An 18888-nucleotide genomic window follows, 5' to 3' on the forward strand; every position below is an offset into this window, starting at 1 on the left:
TCGCCCATGCCACCACGGTCATCGCGGCTCCTCCGGAGGCGCGAGCAGATAGCCGAGCCCGCGCACGGTCTGGATCACATCGCAATCGAGCTTGCGCCGCAGACGGCCGACGAACACTTCGATGGTGTTTGAATCCCGATCGAAATCCTGATCGTACAGATGCTCCACCAGTTCGGTCCGCGACACCACCCGTCCGGCATGGTGCATCAGGTAGGACAGCAGGCGGTATTCGTGGGAGGTGAGGCGCACCGGATTGCCGTCCACCGCCACCCGTCCCGAGCGGGTATCGAGCCGCACCGGCCCGCAGGACAGTTCACTGGAAGCATGGCCACTGGCGCGCCGCAGCAGAGCCCGCAGCCGCGCCAGCACCTCCTCCATGTGAAAGGGCTTGGCGACATAGTCGTCGGCACCGGCATCGAACCCCTGCACCTTGTCGCTCCAGCGATCGCGCGCGGTCAGGATCAGCACCGGCATCGCATGCCCGGCGCGCCGCCAGTTCTCCAGCACCGAAAGCCCATCCATCTTGGGCAGGCCGATGTCCAGGACGATGGCGTCATAGGGCTCGGTGCTGCCCAGGAAATGCCCCTCCTCACCGTCAAAGGCCCGATCCACCGCGTAGCCGGCGTCCCCCAGGGCGGTCACCAACTGCCGGTTCAAATCCGGATCGTCCTCCACCACCAGCAATCGCACGATGTCCTCCCCCGCAACGGGGCCTAGAATGGCAGCATTTGCAACGCGAGTCAGGGTCGTCGCGGCGGCCTTGTCCTCACGCAGGTCCGCTGTCGCGCCCGCTGCGCACCGCCGCCACCCGATCCGCCTCGACCCGGCGTGAGAGCATGAAGAGCGACAGGGCGACACCAACCACGAGCAGTGACCACGCCCAACCCGGCATCTGAGCGAAAGTGGCCCGCAGGCCGTCGAGGCGTCCCGTCGCCTCCGGCGCCTGCTCCAGCACCCCGATGACCAGGGCCGGTGCGCCGATGAGCCACGCCCAGAACTTGCTCCACCAGGCCGCCCGCAGCATCCCGTCGCCCCGCTGCAGCAGGTCGCGGGCGGTCAGCGCGGCGCGCGCAGGGGCCACCACCCGGGTGGAAGCCGTGGCCAGCGCGGCGGCGGTCGCGGTGTCCACCCGCGCCTGCCCGGGAACCGCCGTCAGCGGCAGGCCCGCGGTCGCCTGGAAGGCGCTCAGCCCGGCCACCGTGCGCGCTCCCCACTGGCCATCGACCTGACCGACCTCGAAATATCCCAGATCCCGCAGACGTTGCTGCAGCGCGGCGACCGCGCGCGCGTCGAGCCCGTCGCCGGCCGTGGGCCCACTCGATGCGGCAGAGGTGGCCGCCTCGAAGGAAACATCCCCGTCCAGCGCCAGCAGGCGCTTCATGAGCGGGGCAATGCCCATTTGCCGGTCCACGGTGGTGGGGCTCCACACCCCGTCCGCCACATACTTGCCGCGCACATACTGGTTCGAGAAGGACCAGAGATAGGCGCTCGGCACCTGGTGCATCCGGTAGCCGAAGCCATTGAAACGTTCGCCCTCATAAAGGCAGCGGCTGATGCTCCAGGGAGAACCCGGCGCGTAACCCTTGAGGGCGAGGGCATCGCGGGCCGCCTCCTCCCAGGTCCGGAACGGTCCCCGCCCCTTCGGCACCAGGCGCGTCTTGCGGCCGGTGCCGAGGATCTTCTCGCCATTGTGCAGCACCCCGGCGAAATCACAGCTGGCCTCCCGCCAGTGCAGCACGCCGATGAAGGCCCAGGGCACGCCCGTCTGAGCCGCCACCACCTGATACCGCGACTTGGCGGCGAGGATTGTCATCGCCGCCCGATCGATCGCCCCTTGCTGGCGCGGTGTGATCGCCATCTGCTCCCAGCGCTGCTGATACTCGCCCTTGAGCGCGGAAAAGGCATAGGTTCGAGCCATTTCGGTCTCCATGAAATGAAAATGGCCGCCCATGGCGGCCAAAACGTTACGGAACTGCTGAAAAATTCGGCGCGACATCCTTTGAATTTGACCTATTCTTTGACATTCCCCTTGGGCATGCTGGGTCACAATGGATGATTTCCGCACCACGCTCTTGATGTTCACCCTGATGGGCTGGTTCCTGCTCTATTGGTTCAACTAACCGGGCGAGCCGAACATGCAGCTCGGCGTCAGCGGGCCGATCGCCGCCAGACCAAAGTCGGGCACCGGCGCGGCCCCATCGGGCCACAGCAGGTTCACGTGGTCCTCGCCGCCACCGGTGCGCACGCCGGCATCGGCCAGGAAGCACAGGTGGTATCGCGTCGTCCCGTGAAGGCCGGAGGAATAGAGCTGGCGGCCGTCTTCGCCTTGCGCCCCATCGAAGCCGAGCACGCTCTCCAGCGTCGCGCAGGCCGTCGCCCGATCAGCAAAGCGCAGGTAGATGGTGGTCATGATCCCACTCCCGAGATGTGAGCTTGAGACTGGAGGGCCGCGGCACTGCCCATGAGGGGCCAGACCACGATGTCCTCGATCAGCTGCGCGACACCATTCGGGAATCCGCTCGGCCCGCCCAGGAAGATGCCTTCAACGGTGCCCTGCCCCGCCCGTGTCCCGGTGACACCCGTCGCAAGGCCGCTGGCGTAAGCGGCCATTCCGTCGCCGCCCCAGCCGACACAAACGGCAAACCTCGCCGGAGCGGCGATCTCCAGGTATTTGACATCGAAGAGGGTTCCGCGCGCCGGGGTAATGATCTGGATCGAGGAGCCGACTTGCCGAAGGAACTGCTTGGCGACCGCATCGCGCTGAAAGCAGATCATGTCCTGAAGATCGACGGAGGACCCGAGCGATCCACGCCAGACCAGACTGTTGGGCCCGACACCAGACCCACCCAGAACGGCGACCGCCGCACCGGACCACTGGCAGATATCAGTGGTGCGCGTCACAGCGGCCGTTGTGGTGGCGATATAGCTGGTTGCGATCGCCCCCACCTCCAGCTGCGCCCGGAGCACCGTGCCGGATGGCGTAAGCGAGAGGCTGCCGGCGGCGGGCGTGAAGGTGTAGGTGGTCCGCCCGCCGCCGGCGCTCACCGTCGCGACATGGGCACCCGACAGAGCCATCGCTCCCGTGCCCCAGAAGCTCAAGGTGTAGACCTGAGCCGTCACGCTAAGCGAGACAGCGGCGCCCGGCGCCGACGAGGGATAAAATAGATTGGTGGCCGCGCCTTCCAGCAGCAGGCGCCGCCCGCCGCTGTGGTAATCGAAGGCCAGGGTGTTGGCCGGGGCCTGCATCAGCTCGCCGGAGCCGGCAACCACCATCTTGGCGCTGCCCGTGCGCTGGAACAGCGTCGTGGAGGAGACATGCGCGCCACCCAACGCATAGCGCTCGCCCACGAAATCCGCCGCCAGGGCCGGCGCCACACCATCGAGCTGGTGTTCGGCCTGCGTCCACCACGCCTGTTCCAAGTCTGGGAACACCGAGACCGGGCAGCGCAGCAGATGGATGGACACCCGCACCCGCCCACCGGTGAACGCCCCGCCATTGGCGGTCACCACCACCGGCGTCTCCGCATAAAAGGCCGTCGGACCGATGACGCCGGAATTGGCTGCGCCCTGCGCCACCCCGAGGCTGCCGCCGAACTTGGACGCCTCACCGGCGATGCCGCAATCATAAGACGTCGCCCCCGTCACGCCGGAGAGGGTGCGGGTGGAGACCCCCAGCACGATGGCGCGGGCGGGGATCGCGACGGTGGTGGCCACGCTGGTTCCGGACAGAACCAGGTCCTGCTCCAGCACCTCGGCCTCGATGGCGGCGCGGCTCGGCCGCACCGCCAGCGGCGACACCCAGGCGCCGCCATCATAAAGCGCAAGCCGCCATTCATCGCGGATGAAGGCGAGCGCCCCGCTTTCGAGGGCCAGGAAGGTGAACGCCCCATCCTGAAACACGGCGAGGGTGCCCGCCTGGCCGGCGAAAGCACCGGTGGCACCCGCCGGCACGAACCAGCGCCCGCCCGCCTCTGGCGCCGCCGGCGGAGCGGCATCGGTGATGCTCTCCAACACCAGCTGGGTGCGCGCCGCAAGGGCCACCACCGCATCGGCCAGAGGCGAGACCCAGGCGCTGCCGTCATGGCGGGCGAAGCGATCCTCATCGCGGATGAAGGCCAGTGTGTCCGCCGGCACGGCCAGGAAGTCGAACGCGCCGGCCTCATAAGTAGCGAGCGTTCCGTCTTGTCCCGCGAAGCTGCCGGTGGCGCCGGCGGGGACGAACCAGCAGGCCCCCTCGGCCGGGCTCACCGGCGGCTCCAGCGCGGTAACGCTCTCCAAAGCGAGCTGCACATAGGCATCGAGGCGCCGCAGCGCCTCGTTGTGGGTGACATGCTTCTGCGCCTGCGCTGCCGCCAGATAGGGCAGAGCCAGGCGCGCCGTTTCATCGGACGCCATGAACCGATCCTCGATGGTGAAAGGGGGAGGCCTCAGAGTGCCAAGGTGCGGGTCGCCGCCGTGCCGGCGCCGACGGTGGCCGAGAGCTGGCACACCCGCACGGTGAGGCTCGCCTGCACGGCGCCGAAATCCGCGAGCTCATCGGCGCTCGCGTAGATGACAGAGGGGGTTGCGGTGTTCAGCGTGCGCACCACCGCCGCGTCCGAAAGGATCTCCACCCGGTAGGCCTCCGCATCCTCGCCCAGGGGCACCTCCACCGCCTCCCAACTGTCGCCGTCCATACGGGTGCGACGGATGAACGAGAGGACGACGCCGGCTTCCGTACGCCGGCCGCGCACATGCACCGGAGACAGAGGCCGGAACGCCGCATCGGTGGCGGTAGCGGTGACCTCGCTCACGTCCTCATCGCCATAATCGCCGCTGGCGGCGCCCACGCGGTAGATGCTGCTGCGGCCGAGGGCGGAAAGCCCGCTCGCCACCGTCACCAGGGTGCCATCGAGCCGCACCACGCGCGTGCCTTCCGGCCAGGGCTCAGTTCCCGCCGCCTCGGTGCCGGCGCGGCCACGCAGCAGGCCGGAGAGACGGTAGGTGCTGGTATCCACCAGCTCGGCCTCGGTGAACTGGATGATCTCCGGATCGCGCCCGTCCGCCAGCAGCGCCAGCACATTGGCACCCTCCAGCACCTGTGTGGCGCTGGCCGACACCAAGAGCGAGGTCTCCAACGTCACCAGCACGGTGTTGAAGCGATCGAACCGCCACAGCGGCCCGGGCGGCAGTTCGCCGGCCAGGGTGCCGAGGGTGGCGGAGGCGGTGATGGGGCCCACCGCATCGAAACTCTCGCCATCGCTGGAGCGCCACACGGCCAGCGTACCGGGCCAGGGCGAGGCCGCCGCCGCAAGATATTGCAGCGGCAGGGGATCACTCGCCGCCAGCGCCGGCAGATCGAGCACCACCACCGCCGGCGGGCCGGACACTGCCGGCAGGGCGACGCTGCCGCTGTCCAACCCTTCAAGAGCCGTGTCAAACACGTCCGGCTCGATGCTGCGGGCGGTGATGGCGCGGGCCTCCGCCTCCTCCACCCGGGTGATCTCCAGCAGCCGTGCCCGCCCGTCGAGCGTCAGGCGCACCAGATCCCCCGGCATCAGCGCGGCGCGGGAGGGCAGCAGGGAGAAGCTCACGCTTTCCCGGCCCGCCCACAGGTCCTGCAGCCACACATCAGCGGCGCGCACCATCACGTTGGGCGCCGCCACCAAGGCGAGATCCGCCTGGGTGACGTGCCGGCTCTGCCCCACCAGCCGGCGGGAGGAGACGGTGGCCTTGCGATAATCATGCAAGGGATCGATGAAGCCGACACTCACCTCCAGCGGCAGCTCGGTCTCCTGGGTGCGGGTGAGGCTCAGCAGAGCCCCGTCGTCCGGCTGCACCAGATCGTCAGCGGCAAGATCGGTGATGGCGCCTTCGCCGCGCTGGTGGAAGGCAATCTGCCCATCCGCTTCGCGGGCCTCGAATGCGAAGGCGCGGGCCAGCGGCTCCAAAGCGGCGCGGGCGGTCATGGGCTGCTCCACCACATAGCCTTCCACCACGCCGGCAAGCCCCGCGCTCTCCACATCGCCCACGCCGAAATCGGCGCACAGCTGCGCCACCAGCCCGTCGAGGGGGGCGGAGCCCAGCCGGCCGGTGAGCCAATGGCCCGCCGTCCAGTTGCTGCCGTCGCCCCACACGTCGTCAAGCAGGGGGAATTGGGGATAGGGCCGCGCATCCCAGGTCCACAGGAACACACAGCCTTCGTCCACCATGCGCCCGCCATAGAGGGGCGCTTGCGGATTGTCGGTGAGGCTGGCGCCGGCCGCCGGCTCGAAGGTGGCGAGGATCGCCTCCAGCATGCGCCGCTGCACCAGATCGTCACGCTGGCCGGAGGAGAAGGGCGGCAAGGCGTTCTCGGAGGACTTGGGATCGGGGAAGGCGCTGGGCAGGTTCGGCCCCTTGTCCACCGCCGCGCAGCCCGCCTCCATCAGGCGGATGGGCTTGGCCCCGGGGACATAAGCGGTGGGGCTCGCCGCCCGCACCCCGGCGAAGCGCTCATGATGAGGATTAGCCCACCACGACCACAGGTCCTTCTGCCGATAGATCCAGGCTTCATCATAAGCCCCATCGGTGATGGGGCTGCGTGATTGGGCGAGCCGCGCGGCATCATCGACATAATACCAGTCGTAGGCCTCTCCGGAGCGCAGGCTGGCCTTGAGATAAGCGCGATCGTGGAGGGAGGCTGCGAGGGAGGCGTCGAGATGGGCGGTGCCATCCCGCCAATCGGTGAAAGGCGGGTAATAATCGATGCCGATGAAGTCCACGTCAGGGGATGCCCACAAGGTATCGAGCGGGAAGCGCACCTCGTTCCCATCATACACCTGGGACCCATACTCCGCCCAATTGGCGCCGTAGGACACCAGCGTCTCAGGCCCCACCACCGCCTTCACGTCCGCGGCAAGCGCGATCAGCTCCGTCACCGCCGGAAAGCCGCCGCTACCATCGCGCAGGCGGGTCAGCGCCTCCATCTCCGAGCCGATGAGAATGGCCTCGACGCCGCCCGCCGCCACCGCCAGATGGGCATAGTGCAGCACCATGCGCCTGAGGCTCCATTCGGCGGTGCCGGTGAACAGGACGAGGCTGCCCACCCGCAGGAAATCCCCCGGTTCCGCACTCCCGAACAGGGCGCCCACCTGCGCGCCGCAGGCGGCCGTGCCCTCCACCGTGCCCGCCCGTCCCGGCGCCGGATCACACGTGATGCGCCCGCGCCAGGGATGGGGCGGCTGGGCAGCGGCGCCGGTCCACGGATCGGGCAGCGTGTTGTCGGCGGGAATATCCATCATCACGAAGGGGTTGAGGGTGACCTTCACCCCCGCCTCCTTCAGCCGGGTGATGGCCCGCACGATGGAGAGATCAGACGGCGTGCCGCCATAGGCCGCGCGGCCGTCATATTGGGAGACGGCTGGCACCATGAGCCGGGAGAGGCCGCCCACCGACCAGGATTGCGGCACGGTGGTCTTGTTGTGCCGCTCGCATTTGGGCCGCACCAGGCACGCACCGGCGCGCAGATCATCGCCGAACCACGACACCACCAGCGACACCCGCTCCAGGTTCGGGCAGGCGGCCAGGAGCTGGTCCACCGAGGCGACGAAATCGGTGGCGTGGGTGGAAACGTGGCGGGCCTCGCGGCCATAGCTCGCCTGTCCGTACATCTGCAGGGTGTTGACCGTGTCGTAGCCGAATTCGGTGGCGCCGGGGATCAGCGTCACCGCCCGCACCTGCGGTTCCAGCGCGCCCACCCCGCGCTCCACCTCGGCGGTGATCTGCGGCAGGCGGTTGCCATAGTCGGTGAGGTCGAGATTCTCGAACACCAGATAGGCGATGCCACGATAGGCCGGAGCCCCCACATCCCCCTGCTTGGCGACGATCCAGGGATCGGGCGACTGGTCGTGCGCGCCGAGATAGCGCCGCACGGTGATGCCGGCCTGCTCCATCAGCTTGCCATCAGCCCAGATGCGGCCGATGCGCGACACTGGCCCGGCGCACAGGGCGACGGCGAAATTGCCATAATAGGTGTAGGTGACGGTGCTGACCTTGGGCGCGAGGCTGCCGCCCTTGCCGCCCACCGACTGGGTCTCCGTCTTCTTCACCTCGAACAGCCGGGTGGCCCAGATCACCTGTCCGGAAAGGCGCGCCCGGCCATAGACGCGGGGAATGGCCGCGCCCTGGGTGGAGGCCATCACATCGAGATCGGTAAGGCGCGGACCTTCCACGGTGCTGGAGCGGTTGCCGCCGAGAAGGGTCTGGTCCAGCACCGCGCCACCGAGGGCGCCCAGGGCCCGCCCCGCCACCGCGCCGATGGGGCCGAACAGGGCGCCACCGAGCAGGCCGCCGGCCGCGCCGAGAAGCAAGGTCGCCATGGAAAATCCTCGATGAGATGGGGCGGCTCAGATGTCAGCGACGCCCGGAAAGCGAAAGGCGAAGGCGAGATGCCGGCGCCACCAGGCGCACAGCTCGCTCTCACACACCGCCGTGCCGTCATAGGCATGGATCATCCGGCCGGAACCGGAGAGGATGGCCGCATGCTTGGCCGGCAGGTGGACACGGAAACGGAACAGCACCACGTCGCCGGTCTCGATGGCTGAGAGGGACACCGGCTGAAGGTGCCGCCCGGCGGTCTCCGCCAGGGTCTCGCGGCGGTGGGCCTCGGCCCAGTCCGGCGCATAGGGCGGCAGCGGCTCCGGCTCGGGCCCCAGCAGCTCCCGCCACACTCCGCGCACGAGGCCGAGGCAATCGGCCCCCACGCCTTTCACCGAGGCGCGGTGGCGATAGGGCGTGCCGATCCAGCCGCGGGCCGCAGTGACCACCTGCGCCGCGGTGACCACTTGGGTCGCGGTGACCACTTGGGCCGCGGTAACGGGGGTGCTCATTCCAGCAGGCTCCCGTCGTATCCGCCCTCGCCGGGCACCGCCACGGTGAGCACGAAATCATTGCCCGGCATGTGGGGAAAGCCCTGAAAGTTGAGGTGATTGGAGAAGTGGTCGCGGCAGGTGGAGAATTGCTTGTCGCAGCCGGCGGTCAGCGCCACCTCGTCGCCCACCGCCACCGGAAACGGCGGCCGCTGCCACAGCCGTATCGCGGCCACGCCATCCTCCAGCGTGTGGCTCTTCACCTCGGTGGAGAAGCCGGCATTGGCGCCGCTGGTGAAGCGCGCGGTGCCACGGGCGAAGGTCTCGGCGGCGTAGTCGGAAAGGCCTTCGAGGCGCAGCCGCAGGGCGCTGTCGATGGCGACCACCACGCCGCTCGCCGCATAGGCCGCTGCCGCAAGATCCACCCCGCAACGGGCGTCGCCGAGATCGGCATCGCAGCGCACCCCATAGAGCCGGCCGCGGGTCTGGTTCAGGGCATCGGTCTGGGAGCGGATCTCGGCGGTGAAGCTGCCGTCCTCACACCGCACCTCGCCGATGGTGCCGCGGGTGAGCAGCAGATGCTGGGCGGGATCGGCCCAGTTCACCCGCAAGAGCTCGATGGCGGCGCCATCATAAAGGCCGGCGGCGAGATCATCGGCGCTCAGGGCCTCGGCGCTCAAGGCGCCGGACAGCTCGGCGCCGGTGACGGCGAGGCCCTCGGCGCTGGCATGCTCGGACGCGGCGATGCCGGAGGCCGCCTTCAGCGTCAGCCCCTCCAGCTCGAGGTCGCGATCATGGTCGGTGAAGCCCAGCACCAGCCCATCGCGGCGGGTGAGCCGCCAGGCCGAGCACAGGGTGGTGGCGCCGCCCGCCAGATGGCTGGCGAGGGCCGTGGGAACAGTGCGCATGACGCCTCCTCACGAACAATCAGGAGCGGATCTCGATGATGGGAATGCGGGGAATGTCACCGGCCGCGAAGGCCGAGAGATTCACCTCAAGAAAATCGGTATCGAACCGCACCGGCACATCGAACAGGAAGCCCGCCGTCACCACCGCGCCGGCGGACGGCAGATGCCCTTCCGCGAAGGTGATCCGACCGCTTGTGGCGTCGAGGGAAAAATGCGTTCCCTCAAGACGCTCGACCCCGTCGACGGCGACCGAGACCGAGCCCACGACAGGCTTGGCGATGGGCCGCGCATAGGGCGCGTGCAGGCCGCCATAAGTCTTCAGCAGGGGGAAGGTGGCGGTGCTGCCATCGCCGGCGGCGAGGCGCTGATCGAGAGGGCTTGGCACCGCTCCCGGGGGGCAGGACGCATGGTCCAGCCGGTCGCGCCAGCGGAAGCCGTAAAGGCGGCCGCGCCGCTCCTCGAAAAAGTCGAGGATCTCGGCGAGGGCGGCGAGGCTTTTCACCCCATAGCCCGCATCCCAGCGCCGCCGCGAATCAGCGAGCCGCGTGTTGCGTTCCTCGCGTCCGGTGGCGGTGGTGACCACCTCGGTGACCCGTTCAGGCCCCCCGGAAGCGCCCAATGCCACCTCCAGCGGAAACAGAATTTCATGGAAGCCGCTCATTTATTGCCCTCACACCCAATTCTTCTGCCTCAGCAATAGAAACCGCCTTGACATAGTTGAGGGCGGCGCCTTGACTTTCGGGGCCTCGCTGAGGATGGAGCATTTGCATGGCCACGAAGCCCGCCAAGAAGCCTGCGGCCGCCGCGGAGAAATCCGCCGCGAAAAAGGCGGCTGCGGTGAAGGCCGCACCCGTCGCCAAGGCCGCCGAGACCCCCGCGCCCGCCCCGGCGACTGACGCCCCGGCCGCCGCCAAAACCACGGCGCCGAAGACCACCGCATCCAAGACCACCGCATCCAAGACAAAGGCGCCCGCGACCAAGGCCGCGAAGCCCGCCGCATCCAAGCCCGCCGCGCCCAAGGCTGCCGCGCCCAAGGCTGCCGCGCCCAAGGTAACGGAACCGAAGGTGGAGCCCCCCAAGGCGCCGGCCAAGGCGTCTTCCGCCAAGCCTTCTTCCGCCAAGGCTGCCTCCACGAAACCCGCCAAGAGCGGCGCGCCCAAGTCTGCGACGTCGAAGCCTACGGCCCAGAAGCCCGCCACGATGGCGCTGAAGGCGGCAGCGGCGAAGACCGCGGCGCCCAAGGCTGCCTCGGCCAAGATCGTCGCCAAGGCACCGGCCAGTGCGCCGGCGGCGAGCCCCGTGCCGGAACCCAAGAAAGCCTCCGGGACCGGCAAGGCCGGCGCCGCGAAGACCAAGGTTGCGGCCAAAGCGGGCGCCAAGCCCGCCGCCACCAAAGCTGCGGCGCCCAAGACGACCCCGCCGAAGGCCGCGACCGAGGTTGCACCCACGACCAAGGCGCCCGCAGCGAAGGCCAGCAAGCCGGCAGCCAAGGCCGCCGACGCCAAAGCTGCGGCTCCCAAAACTGCGGCTCCCAAGACTGCCGCTTCGAAGCCGCCAGAGGCCAAGCCCGCTACGGTGAAGGCTGCTGCAGCCAAACCGGCTGCAGCGAAGCCCGCGGCGGCCAAGACCGTTGCGGCCAAGACCGCTGCGGCCAAACCTGCGGCGACCAAGTCTGCGCCGGCGAAGGCCAAGGCGGCCAAGCCCGCGAAGGCGGCTGCCAAGGCCTGACCCCGCTTGTGCTGCCCCGAAGTGCCGGCACCGCCGGGGCTTCGGGGCTGCATGCGGGCCGGTAACAGGGGCCTGCTCCGGGTGCCGCACGGCGTGTTTGCGTCGACGCGCACCGTGCATCGGCCGCCACCTCGCATGATCCAGCGGGGTGGGTTGCTCGCGCTTTCCGTGCGGCCCCGCTCAAGGCTGGAGAGGCTGAGGCTCGGACAGCGATACCGCATCCTATCACGGCACGGGTCGATCGTCGGTGCGGTCATGGCACGCTTAAACGTTCAGCTGGCCCAGGCATGAGCCACATGTCCGTCGTGATGCGCGCCAATCCTGGCGCTCATCCGATCTGGGCTCGTCCGACCTGCCACGCACCCCTCCCGCGATCGCCCGACAGAGCGCTCGCCCGTCCGGACGCACGCCCCGGCCCTACCGTCGCGGCCCCCTCGGTGCGGGGGCCATGCCGGCGCCGGGCCCTTGGGGCCGCAGAGGGAGCCTCCAGCGGATCGCGCCGGGAGACCAATTGGCGAGCCGGACCTCCTGTGCCATAACCCATTCTCGGTCAGGTGATCGGTCATGGCCATCGGCCGCGCATGGACCAGCCGCGTCGCCCCCCTGATGCGAGCGAAGGGCGTTGCTATGAGGATGTTGCACGCAGGCGCACCGCATATCAGTGGGACGCAGGATCGCGGCATGGACAACATGCCTGCCGCCCCCGGCTCCGTCGCATCCGCTGGAGGCTCCCTCTGCGGCCCCAAGGGCCCGGACCCGGTCCCGCACCGGCAGCTTGTCGTCGCCACCGTGCTGATGGGCCTGCTGGCGCTGGCCGGCATCTCGCCCGCTGCGGCGCAGAACGCCAAGAGCCCCGCCCGCTCCACCAGTTGCCCGGAGCTGGGCCCAGGCTTCGTGCGGGTGCCAGATTCCAACACCTGCATCCGCACCCATGCGGCGGCGACCGTGGATGCCTATGGCACCCGGGGCATCTCCAACACCTGGTCGTTCGGCAACACGGTCACCGATATGGATGCCGGCAGCACGGATAGCGCCAGCACCGACCCCTGGAAACGGGCGCGCTGATGCCCCCGGGAGCTCACGCCCCGCGCTGGGCTCGCGCGACCGCGCGCGCCACCATCCCCGAAACATAGGCATCGGAGCGGCGGAACGCACCGAGGTCGGGCGTCGCCACGTTGACGGTGACCTGGGCGCGGCCAGCGCCCTCCGCCGCCCGCACCCCCAGGCTGCCATCGGCCCCGCGACTGAGGGGCAAAATGGCCTCGGCGCCCGCCTCCCCCATCAGCCCGACACGGCTCTGCCCACCGCCGAGGGGAAAATAGGTGGGCGCCGCCACCACGCCACCGCGGGCAAAGGGGCGCACCCGGGGCCCCTCCGGCGTCGGCGCCAGCACGCCGCCGGCCGCGAACGGGCGCACCCCTCCCCCATCGATCACGCCGCCCTTGGCAAAGGCGAGCCCGCCGACGGCGGAGGAGAACAGGCTGCTGAGCCCGCTCTCCAGCGGCTTCAGGGCGGCGGTCAACGCGAGGTTGGAGAGGCGCACGCCCAATTGCTCCAGCACCGAGCCGAGGTCCTTGCCCTGCACCACGAGGCCGGTGAAGGCGGAGCTGAGAGCCCGGGCCAGACCCTTGGCCGACACCTCCATGTCGGACAAAGCCGCCTTGGCGTCGCGGGTGTCCACGTCCACCGCGATATCCACGCTCTCAGTCATGGGGGTGCTCCGTATTTGAGGGGATCGCCGGCCTCAGCCGGCCCGGTCGGGAAAGCGCGTCATCAGCGCCTGAAGATCGCCCCGCCCCAGCGCCGGCGGGCGGGGCGGCGCCAGCATGGCGATGGCGCTGGCCAGTTCGCGCGGGGTGAGGCGCCAGAAGGCGTCGGGGGAGAGCCGCAGCAGGCCGAAGCCGATGCCCATCACCTGCGCCCAGGGAAAGGCGCGCGGCGCGGACATCTCGCCCCTCACGCCCGCTGCGGCAGCGGAGGGGAGGCCCCCTCCTCCGCGCCGAAGGTGGCGGCGAGCAGCGCGGCAACGGCACGAACAAAGCCGACGGCGCCGCCATCGGCCCGCATGCGCGCCACCTCCTCCAGGCTCACCTCCTCGCCGGCGCCACGCAGGCCGGCATGGAGGATGCGCACCGCATCAGCGGCGGACAGCCGGCCCTGCTCGAAACGAGCCGCCAGAGCCATCAGGTCCTCGGCGCCGAACGCAGCCTCCAGCTCCGCCAGGGCGCCCAAGGTGAGCACCAGCACGCGCGGGCGGCCATCGAGCACGGCCTCGATCTCGCCACGACGGGGATTGGGCATGGCCATCCCCCTCACAGCGCGGCGAAGGCGATGGCGCCGGCGCTCTCCAGGGTGAGGTCGAAGGTCACCTCCCCATCGTGCTCGGCGGCGATCTCCAAGGCGGTGATCTGGAACGGCCCGGTGACGGTGCCGAAATCGGGCACCAGCACCTGGCACTGGGGCAGCGTGCCCTCGAAGAAGGCCTGCCGTACCAGCGCATCGGAGGCGGCGTCCTTGAACACGCCGGAACCGGAGACGCTGGCCCGCTTCACCCCCGCCCCCTCCAGCAGCTCGCGCCAGCGGCCGGCGGATTCGGCGTGGGTCACGTCCACGCTCTGGGCGTTGAAGGCGAGGGTGCGCGAGCGCAGCCCGGCCACGGTGACGAAAGAGGTGCCGTCATGCACCTTCAGCAACAGGTCCTTGCCCTTCTGCGCGCTCATGGAACCTCCACTTAAAACGGATCACAGGGGCTCGGTGACGGCGCGGAACCGCACCAGAGCGTGAAAGGTGCGCCCATCCTTGTCGCGCACCACCTCGGCGGTGGTGGCGCGCAGATTGGCGAGGCGATGGCCGGTGAGCGCCAGCGGCACATCGTGCAGTGCCGCCTGCACGGCGGCGGCCAGCGCATAGGCTTCCGCCCGCCCGCCGCTGCGGGAGAAGGCATGCAGGGTCAAAGCATGCTCGGCCCCCGCCTCGGTGGCGGTGGACCAGTCGCTCACCACCGCCTCGCCCAGAGCGACGAAGGGAAAGGCGGCATCCTTCGGCGGCACGTCGAAGATGCGGGCGCCGCCCAGCAGCGCCAGCAGCGGCCCATCGGCCGCCAATGCCCCGTGAATGGCCTTGCGCAGGGCCAAAGCGGGGCTCGTCAGCGGCACGCTCATGGCCGTTCCTCCCCGTCCGGCACGGCCTCCGCCGTCTCCTTTCGCGCGAACGCGAGGCGGGCGCGATCGAGCAAGGGCTCCCCCTCCTGCTGGGCGGAGCCGCGCACCCGGGTGAGCACCGCGGCATCGCGCACCCGCACCAGAGGGCGGGCCGCATCGCCCGCGATCTCCGGAGCCTGGCCGGTTTCGGCCGCCACCAGCCCGGCCAGCCGGCGGGCGGCACGGGCGGCGGCGGCCTCAGTGGCCACGGGCAGCGCACGGGCGGCCAGCCGGGCGCCGAGACCGTCGAGGCCGCGGGTGGTGACGCGCGCCTTCATTGTTGCTCCCGTCATGGCTGCTCCTCCCGGCACCGGCAGCGTGAGAAACGGCCGCGCCCCTCCACATCGGTGACCGCCTCCACATGGAACACGCGGGCGCCCAGGACCATCCGGTCTCCCGGGGCGAGGGTGTTAGGCGCGCGCACGGTGATGTGCACCACCGATGTTGCGCGCGGCCGTTCCTCGCCGAGGCCGAACTCGGTGGAACTGGTTTCGATGGCCCCCCACAATTGGTCCACGGTGAGGAAGTTGCGTTCCACCCCGCCGGCCCCGTCGGGCAGGTCCACGAAAGTCTGGTGCGCCAGCCGGAGGCGCAGGGCGCCGACCGCGCTCACAACCGCACCAAGCGATAGGGCGCAAGCAGCGCGCCGAGGGTGGACGGCAGCTTCTGCGTTTCTCCCAGGCCGTCGCGATGCTCGTAGAAATGGGCCAGCACCAGCCGCAGCGCCTGCAGCAGATCCGCCGGCACATCATCGGCGCCGGTGCCGTAGCCGGCGGTGACGGTGATGACGATGCCGCCCACCGTCGGCCCCGGCAGGGGCACGCGGGCGGGGTCCACATGGATCAGCGCCGGCGCCCGGTCCGCCTTCAGGGCGAGGCCGCCCTCGGGCACGGCGACGGTGGAGCCATCGGCCAAAGTGACGGTGGCGGAGAGGATGGCCCGCACCGGCGCCACCGGCGTGGCGATGACCCGGCTTAAGGGCCAGGCATCGCGGCTGAAGCGCCAGGTCTGCTCCAGCAGCACCCGGCCGGTCTCGGCCTCCACCGTGCGCCGGGCGGCGGTGATGAGGGCATCCACCAGCGCATCCTCGGCCTCGTGATCGATGCGCAGGAAGGCCTTTGCCTCGGCGCGGGTGAGCGGCTCGGCGGCGGGGCCGCTGAGAAGTTCTGCCATGGGTGGCTCCGTTTTCGGCGCGGTTGAAGACAATGCGGCGCGCGACGCGCCATTGACGGCCCCGCGCGGCGGCGGCAGAACCGGCGCATGATCCGCGCCCGTTTCGCTTCCGCCGCCCTGATGGCCGCCGCTGTGCTGTTCGGCCCCCTGCCCGCCCGCGCTCTGGTGGGCGGAACGCCCGCCGGCGCCGCGCTGGCGCGACAGACGGTGATGATCGTTTCCACCCGCGGCGCCACCTGCACCGGCACGGTGCTGGCGCCGGACCTTCTGCTCACCGCCGCCCATTGCGTGGCACCCGCCGGCGACTATGCGGTGGCGCTGGTGGATGACGGGCCGCCCAAGCTGGTGCCCGCCGCCCGCATCGCCGTGCATCCGCGCTTCGATGGCGACCAGTTCCGCACCCGCCGGCCCACCCCCGATCTGGCGCTGGTGAAGCTGGCGGAGCCGCTGCCCGGCCGCTTTGCGCCGGCCCGGCTCACCGCCGCGCAGGGCCTACCGGCCAAGGGCACGCTCTTCACTCTGGCGGGCTTCGGCGTCACCTCCGATAGCAAGGGTGAGGGCAAAGGCGCCGGCACCCTGCGATCGGTGCAGTTGCCCTCCATCGGCACCACCGGCGGCATCATGGTGCGCCTCGCTCCCAGCCAAGGCGCGGCAGGCGCCTGCACCGGGGATTCCGGCGGCCCGGCGTTCCAGGATGGTGCGGTAGCCGGCGTCATCGGCTGGGCCACGGCGGCGGGCGGGGCCCGCGGCTGCGGCGGCGTCACCGGCGTCACCCTGGTGTCGCTGCACCGGGATTGGATCACCGACACGGCCGCCGCCCTCGGCAGCCCGCTCGGTCGTTAGCCATGGTCCGGGCCGGCCTCCCCCTTCGGATCGGAAGCCGCGCCCTTCTCCTTTGCATTCTTTTGCTGACCGGCTCCGGCAGCCTGCGGGCCGAACCCGCGCCCTCTGACGCCCCCGCTTCCGCGGGCGAAACCGTCGATGCGGCCCTGTGCCGGCTCATCGACGGCGCGGCGGCGAAGGAGGGCCTGCCGGCGACGGTCTTCACCCGCCTCATCTGGCGGGAGAGTTCGTTCCGCCCCCATGTGGTGAGCCGCGCCGGCGCCCAGGGCATTGCGCAGTTCATGCCCGGCACCGCCCGCGAGCGGGGCCTGGACGATCCGTTTGATCCGCAAACGGCCATTCCCGCCTCCGCCGCCCTGCTGGCGGATCTGGCGCGCCGCTTCGGCAACCTGGGCCTGGCGGCCGCCGCCTATAATGCGGGGCCGAGCCGGGTCAGCGCCTTTCTCGCCGGCGGTGGGCTGCCGCAGGAAACCCGCACCTATGTGCGCCTCATCACCGGCCGCACGGCGGAGGACTGGGCCGCCCTCAAGCGCCAAAGCGCGCCGGCGCCGGAGTTTCCCGCCGAGCCGTGCCTCGTCACCCTCGCCGCCCTGCGCGGTGGCGCACCGGCGCCGGGAGCGGAGCCCAATGCCCTGTTCGCCCCCTGGGGGGTTCAGATCTCCGGCAATTTCTCCCGCGATCTGGCGCTCGCCTCGTTCCGCCGGGCGGCGGAAAAGCATGCGGCGGCGTTCGAGGATCACACCCCGGTCATCATCGCCACCCGCATGGCGGGGCGCGGGGCGCGGCCCTTCTACCGGGTGCGCCTGCCGGCGCAGACCCGGGCCGACGCCAGCGCCTTGTGCACCCGCCTGCGCAGGGCGGGCGCGCCCTGCATCGTGCTGCCCAACTGAAAGGCCCGCCCCGCGCACGGGGCGGACCTTCGTCATGGCTGCTCAGCTGACGGCGAACTTCATGAGCTTGGCGGCGTCGAAATCGAGGATGCCGCCGCCCACGCGCTTGGTTGTGTAGAACAGCACATAGGGCTTGGCCGAATAGGGGTCGCGCAGCACCCGCACCCCGGCCCGGTCCACCACCAGATAGAAGCGGCTGAAATCACCGAAGGCGAGGGAGAAGGCATCGGCGGCGATGTCCGGCATGTCCTCGCTCTCCACCACCGGAAAGCCCATGAGGCTGGCCGGCTGGCCGGCCCCGGCGGGCGGTGCCCACAGATAGTTGCCGTTCTCGTCCTTCAATTTGCGCACCGCCGACTGGGTGCGGCGGTTCATGACGAAGCTCGCGTTCTGCCGGTAGCCGCCCTTCAGCGCATAGACCAGCTCGATCAGCGGATCACCGGGATCGGTGGCGGGAAAGGCGCCGGCCCCGCCGCTCGCCACATAGCCCACCTTGTCCCACGCCCAGGCGGTTTCGGCCACCTTGGTATAAGCGAGGAAGCCCTTGGGCTTGGCCACGCCATCGCCATTGACGAAGGCGGCGCCTTCCTGCTCGGCGAAGGCGGTGTCCACCTCCTGGGCGATCCACTCGTCCACATTCACCTGCGCATCATCGAGCAGCGCCTGGGTGGCGGCGGGCATGGCGTAGAGCTCCATGGCCGGATAGGTGAGCTCCGCCAGCACCGGGCTGTCGGTCTGCGGGCGGGCCGCCGTCTCCGCCGCCCAGCCGGCCACCGGGCCGGAGGTCATGAACGGCTTGCGATAGGTGCCGGCGCCGATGGTGCGCACCGCCGCCAGCGCCCGGATGGGGGAGAGGGCGGTGAGGCGCCGGCCGATCTCGCTCTCGATCTCGGAGGGCACCAGATAGCCGCCATCCACCCCCGATCCGGCGGACAGGGCCTTGGCCTCCAGCGCCTTGAGGCCGCCGGCCTCGCCATGGCGCACATAGGTGTCGAAAGCGGCGCCATGGGCACGGGTGGTACCGGTGCGCTCGGGCGCGCCGAGGGCGGGACGAGCGGCCTTGGTGGCCAGGGCATCGAGCCGCGCCTGGTGGGCGTCGAGGGCGGCATCGATGCGGGCCAGCTGCTCGGCGGCCACCACATCGGTGCCGCGCTGCTCCACATCGGCAAGGCGCGCGTCGTTGGCGGCCTTGTAGGCCTCGAAGGCGGAGAGGAAATCGGCCACGGCGATGCGGGCCTCGGGGGTGTTCAATTCGGGCGCAGCCACCTTGGTCTCGGGGGCGCTGACAGCATGGGACATGGAGATTCCTCAGGGTTGG

The 18888-nt window shown here is 70.3% G+C and carries 21 protein-coding genes; 4 read left to right on the forward strand and 17 right to left on the reverse strand.

All coding sequences use genetic code 11. The annotated features are described in order from the left end of the window. Positions 1-18: 18 nt before the first annotated feature. The 8 genes from MEU52_RS06205 to MEU52_RS06240 all read right to left on the reverse strand — a co-directional run bounded on the left by MEU52_RS06205 (position 19) and on the right by MEU52_RS06240 (position 10397). The gene (locus MEU52_RS06205; protein ID WP_238120816.1) at positions 19-690 is read right to left on the reverse strand and encodes a response regulator transcription factor; all 672 of its coding nucleotides are present in this window, start codon (positions 688-690) and stop codon (positions 19-21) included. A gap of 76 nt (positions 691-766) precedes the next feature. After that, entirely contained in the window at positions 767-1918 is a 1152-nt protein-coding gene (locus MEU52_RS06210) for a peptidoglycan-binding protein (RefSeq protein WP_238120815.1), read from the reverse strand. Between the two features lie 198 nt (positions 1919-2116). After that, entirely contained in the window at positions 2117-2410 is a 294-nt protein-coding gene (locus MEU52_RS06215; protein WP_238120814.1) for a hypothetical protein, read from the reverse strand. After that, the gene (locus MEU52_RS06220; protein ID WP_238120813.1) at positions 2407-4395 is read right to left on the reverse strand and encodes a DUF2793 domain-containing protein; all 1989 of its coding nucleotides are present in this window, start codon (positions 4393-4395) and stop codon (positions 2407-2409) included. Before MEU52_RS06220 ends, MEU52_RS06215 begins: the two co-directional genes overlap by 4 nt. Positions 4396-4427: 32 nt before the next feature. Further along, the gene (locus tag MEU52_RS06225; RefSeq protein ID WP_238120812.1) at positions 4428-8339 is read right to left on the reverse strand and encodes a baseplate multidomain protein megatron; all 3912 of its coding nucleotides are present in this window, start codon (positions 8337-8339) and stop codon (positions 4428-4430) included. Positions 8340-8366: 27 nt separating this feature from the next. Then, positions 8367-8849 (reverse strand): NlpC/P60 family protein, encoded by a 483-nt coding sequence (locus MEU52_RS06230; RefSeq protein WP_238120811.1) that lies wholly within the window; start codon positions 8847-8849, stop codon positions 8367-8369. Beyond that, the gene (locus MEU52_RS06235; protein WP_238120810.1) at positions 8846-9736 is read right to left on the reverse strand and encodes a DUF2163 domain-containing protein; all 891 of its coding nucleotides are present in this window, start codon (positions 9734-9736) and stop codon (positions 8846-8848) included. The genes MEU52_RS06230 and MEU52_RS06235 overlap by 4 nt, the downstream gene beginning before the upstream one ends. Positions 9737-9755: 19 nt before the next feature. Further along, positions 9756-10397 carry a DUF2460 domain-containing protein gene (locus tag MEU52_RS06240; protein WP_238120809.1) on the reverse strand — a complete coding sequence of 214 codons (642 nt, stop codon included), beginning with the start codon at positions 10395-10397 and terminating at the stop codon, positions 9756-9758. Between the two features lie 107 nt (positions 10398-10504). On the opposite strand from MEU52_RS06240, the gene MEU52_RS06245 reads away from it, so the two are divergent. Both MEU52_RS06245 and MEU52_RS06250 read left to right on the forward strand, forming a co-directional pair. Next, positions 10505-11464 (forward strand): hypothetical protein, encoded by a 960-nt coding sequence (locus tag MEU52_RS06245; protein WP_238120808.1) that lies wholly within the window; start codon positions 10505-10507, stop codon positions 11462-11464. Positions 11465-12145: 681 nt separating this feature from the next. After that, complete coding sequence (locus tag MEU52_RS06250) at positions 12146-12529, forward strand: hypothetical protein (RefSeq protein WP_238120807.1); 384 nt, start codon at positions 12146-12148, stop codon at positions 12527-12529. Positions 12530-12542: 13 nt separating this feature from the next. Here MEU52_RS06250 and MEU52_RS06255 read toward each other — a convergent pair whose 3' ends face one another. The 8 genes from MEU52_RS06255 to MEU52_RS06290 are packed head-to-tail and all read right to left on the reverse strand — an operon-like array spanning position 12543 to position 15837. Next, complete coding sequence (locus tag MEU52_RS06255; protein WP_238120806.1) at positions 12543-13175, reverse strand: phage tail tape measure protein; 633 nt, start codon at positions 13173-13175, stop codon at positions 12543-12545. A 33-nt stretch (positions 13176-13208) separates the two neighbouring features. Beyond that, complete coding sequence (locus MEU52_RS06260; protein ID WP_238120805.1) at positions 13209-13412, reverse strand: rcc01693 family protein; 204 nt, start codon at positions 13410-13412, stop codon at positions 13209-13211. An 8-nt stretch (positions 13413-13420) separates the two neighbouring features. Then, positions 13421-13765 carry a gene transfer agent family protein gene (locus MEU52_RS06265; protein WP_238120804.1) on the reverse strand — a complete coding sequence of 115 codons (345 nt, stop codon included), beginning with the start codon at positions 13763-13765 and terminating at the stop codon, positions 13421-13423. 11 nt (positions 13766-13776) lie between these two features. Next, on the reverse strand, positions 13777-14184 hold the full coding sequence (locus MEU52_RS06270; protein ID WP_238120803.1) for a phage major tail protein, TP901-1 family: 408 nt from the start codon (positions 14182-14184) through the stop codon (positions 13777-13779). 21 nt (positions 14185-14205) lie between these two features. Continuing rightward, on the reverse strand, positions 14206-14625 hold the full coding sequence (locus MEU52_RS06275; RefSeq protein ID WP_238120802.1) for a DUF3168 domain-containing protein: 420 nt from the start codon (positions 14623-14625) through the stop codon (positions 14206-14208). After that, a complete protein-coding gene (locus MEU52_RS06280; protein ID WP_238120801.1) occupies positions 14622-14957 on the reverse strand; it encodes a hypothetical protein in 336 nt (111 codons plus the stop codon). The genes MEU52_RS06275 and MEU52_RS06280 overlap by 4 nt, the downstream gene beginning before the upstream one ends. Then, positions 14954-15277 (reverse strand): head-tail adaptor protein, encoded by a 324-nt coding sequence (locus tag MEU52_RS06285; RefSeq protein WP_238120800.1) that lies wholly within the window; start codon positions 15275-15277, stop codon positions 14954-14956. Before MEU52_RS06285 ends, MEU52_RS06280 begins: the two co-directional genes overlap by 4 nt. Continuing rightward, positions 15274-15837, reverse strand: coding sequence for a head-tail connector protein (locus MEU52_RS06290; protein ID WP_238120799.1), 564 nt, complete (start codon positions 15835-15837; stop codon positions 15274-15276). The genes MEU52_RS06285 and MEU52_RS06290 overlap by 4 nt, the downstream gene beginning before the upstream one ends. Before the next feature lie 87 nt (positions 15838-15924). On the opposite strand from MEU52_RS06290, the gene MEU52_RS06295 reads away from it, so the two are divergent. Beyond that, positions 15925-16680 (forward strand): S1 family peptidase, encoded by a 756-nt coding sequence (locus MEU52_RS06295; protein WP_238120798.1) that lies wholly within the window; start codon positions 15925-15927, stop codon positions 16678-16680. Between the two features lie 2 nt (positions 16681-16682). Then, a complete protein-coding gene (locus tag MEU52_RS06300) occupies positions 16683-17570 on the forward strand; it encodes a lytic transglycosylase domain-containing protein (protein ID WP_238120797.1) in 888 nt (295 codons plus the stop codon). Positions 17571-17612: 42 nt separating this feature from the next. Here the strand turns inward: MEU52_RS06300 and MEU52_RS06305 are convergent, their stop codons facing one another. After that, positions 17613-18869: a phage major capsid protein gene (locus MEU52_RS06305; RefSeq protein ID WP_238120796.1), complete on the reverse strand. Its 1257-nt coding sequence runs from the start codon at positions 18867-18869 to the stop codon at positions 17613-17615. Between the last annotated feature and the right edge of the window lie 19 nt (positions 18870-18888).

Source organism: Xanthobacter sp. NM-25, from assembly GCF_022138605.1.
Lineage (GTDB): Bacteria > Pseudomonadota > Alphaproteobacteria > Rhizobiales > Xanthobacteraceae > Xanthobacter.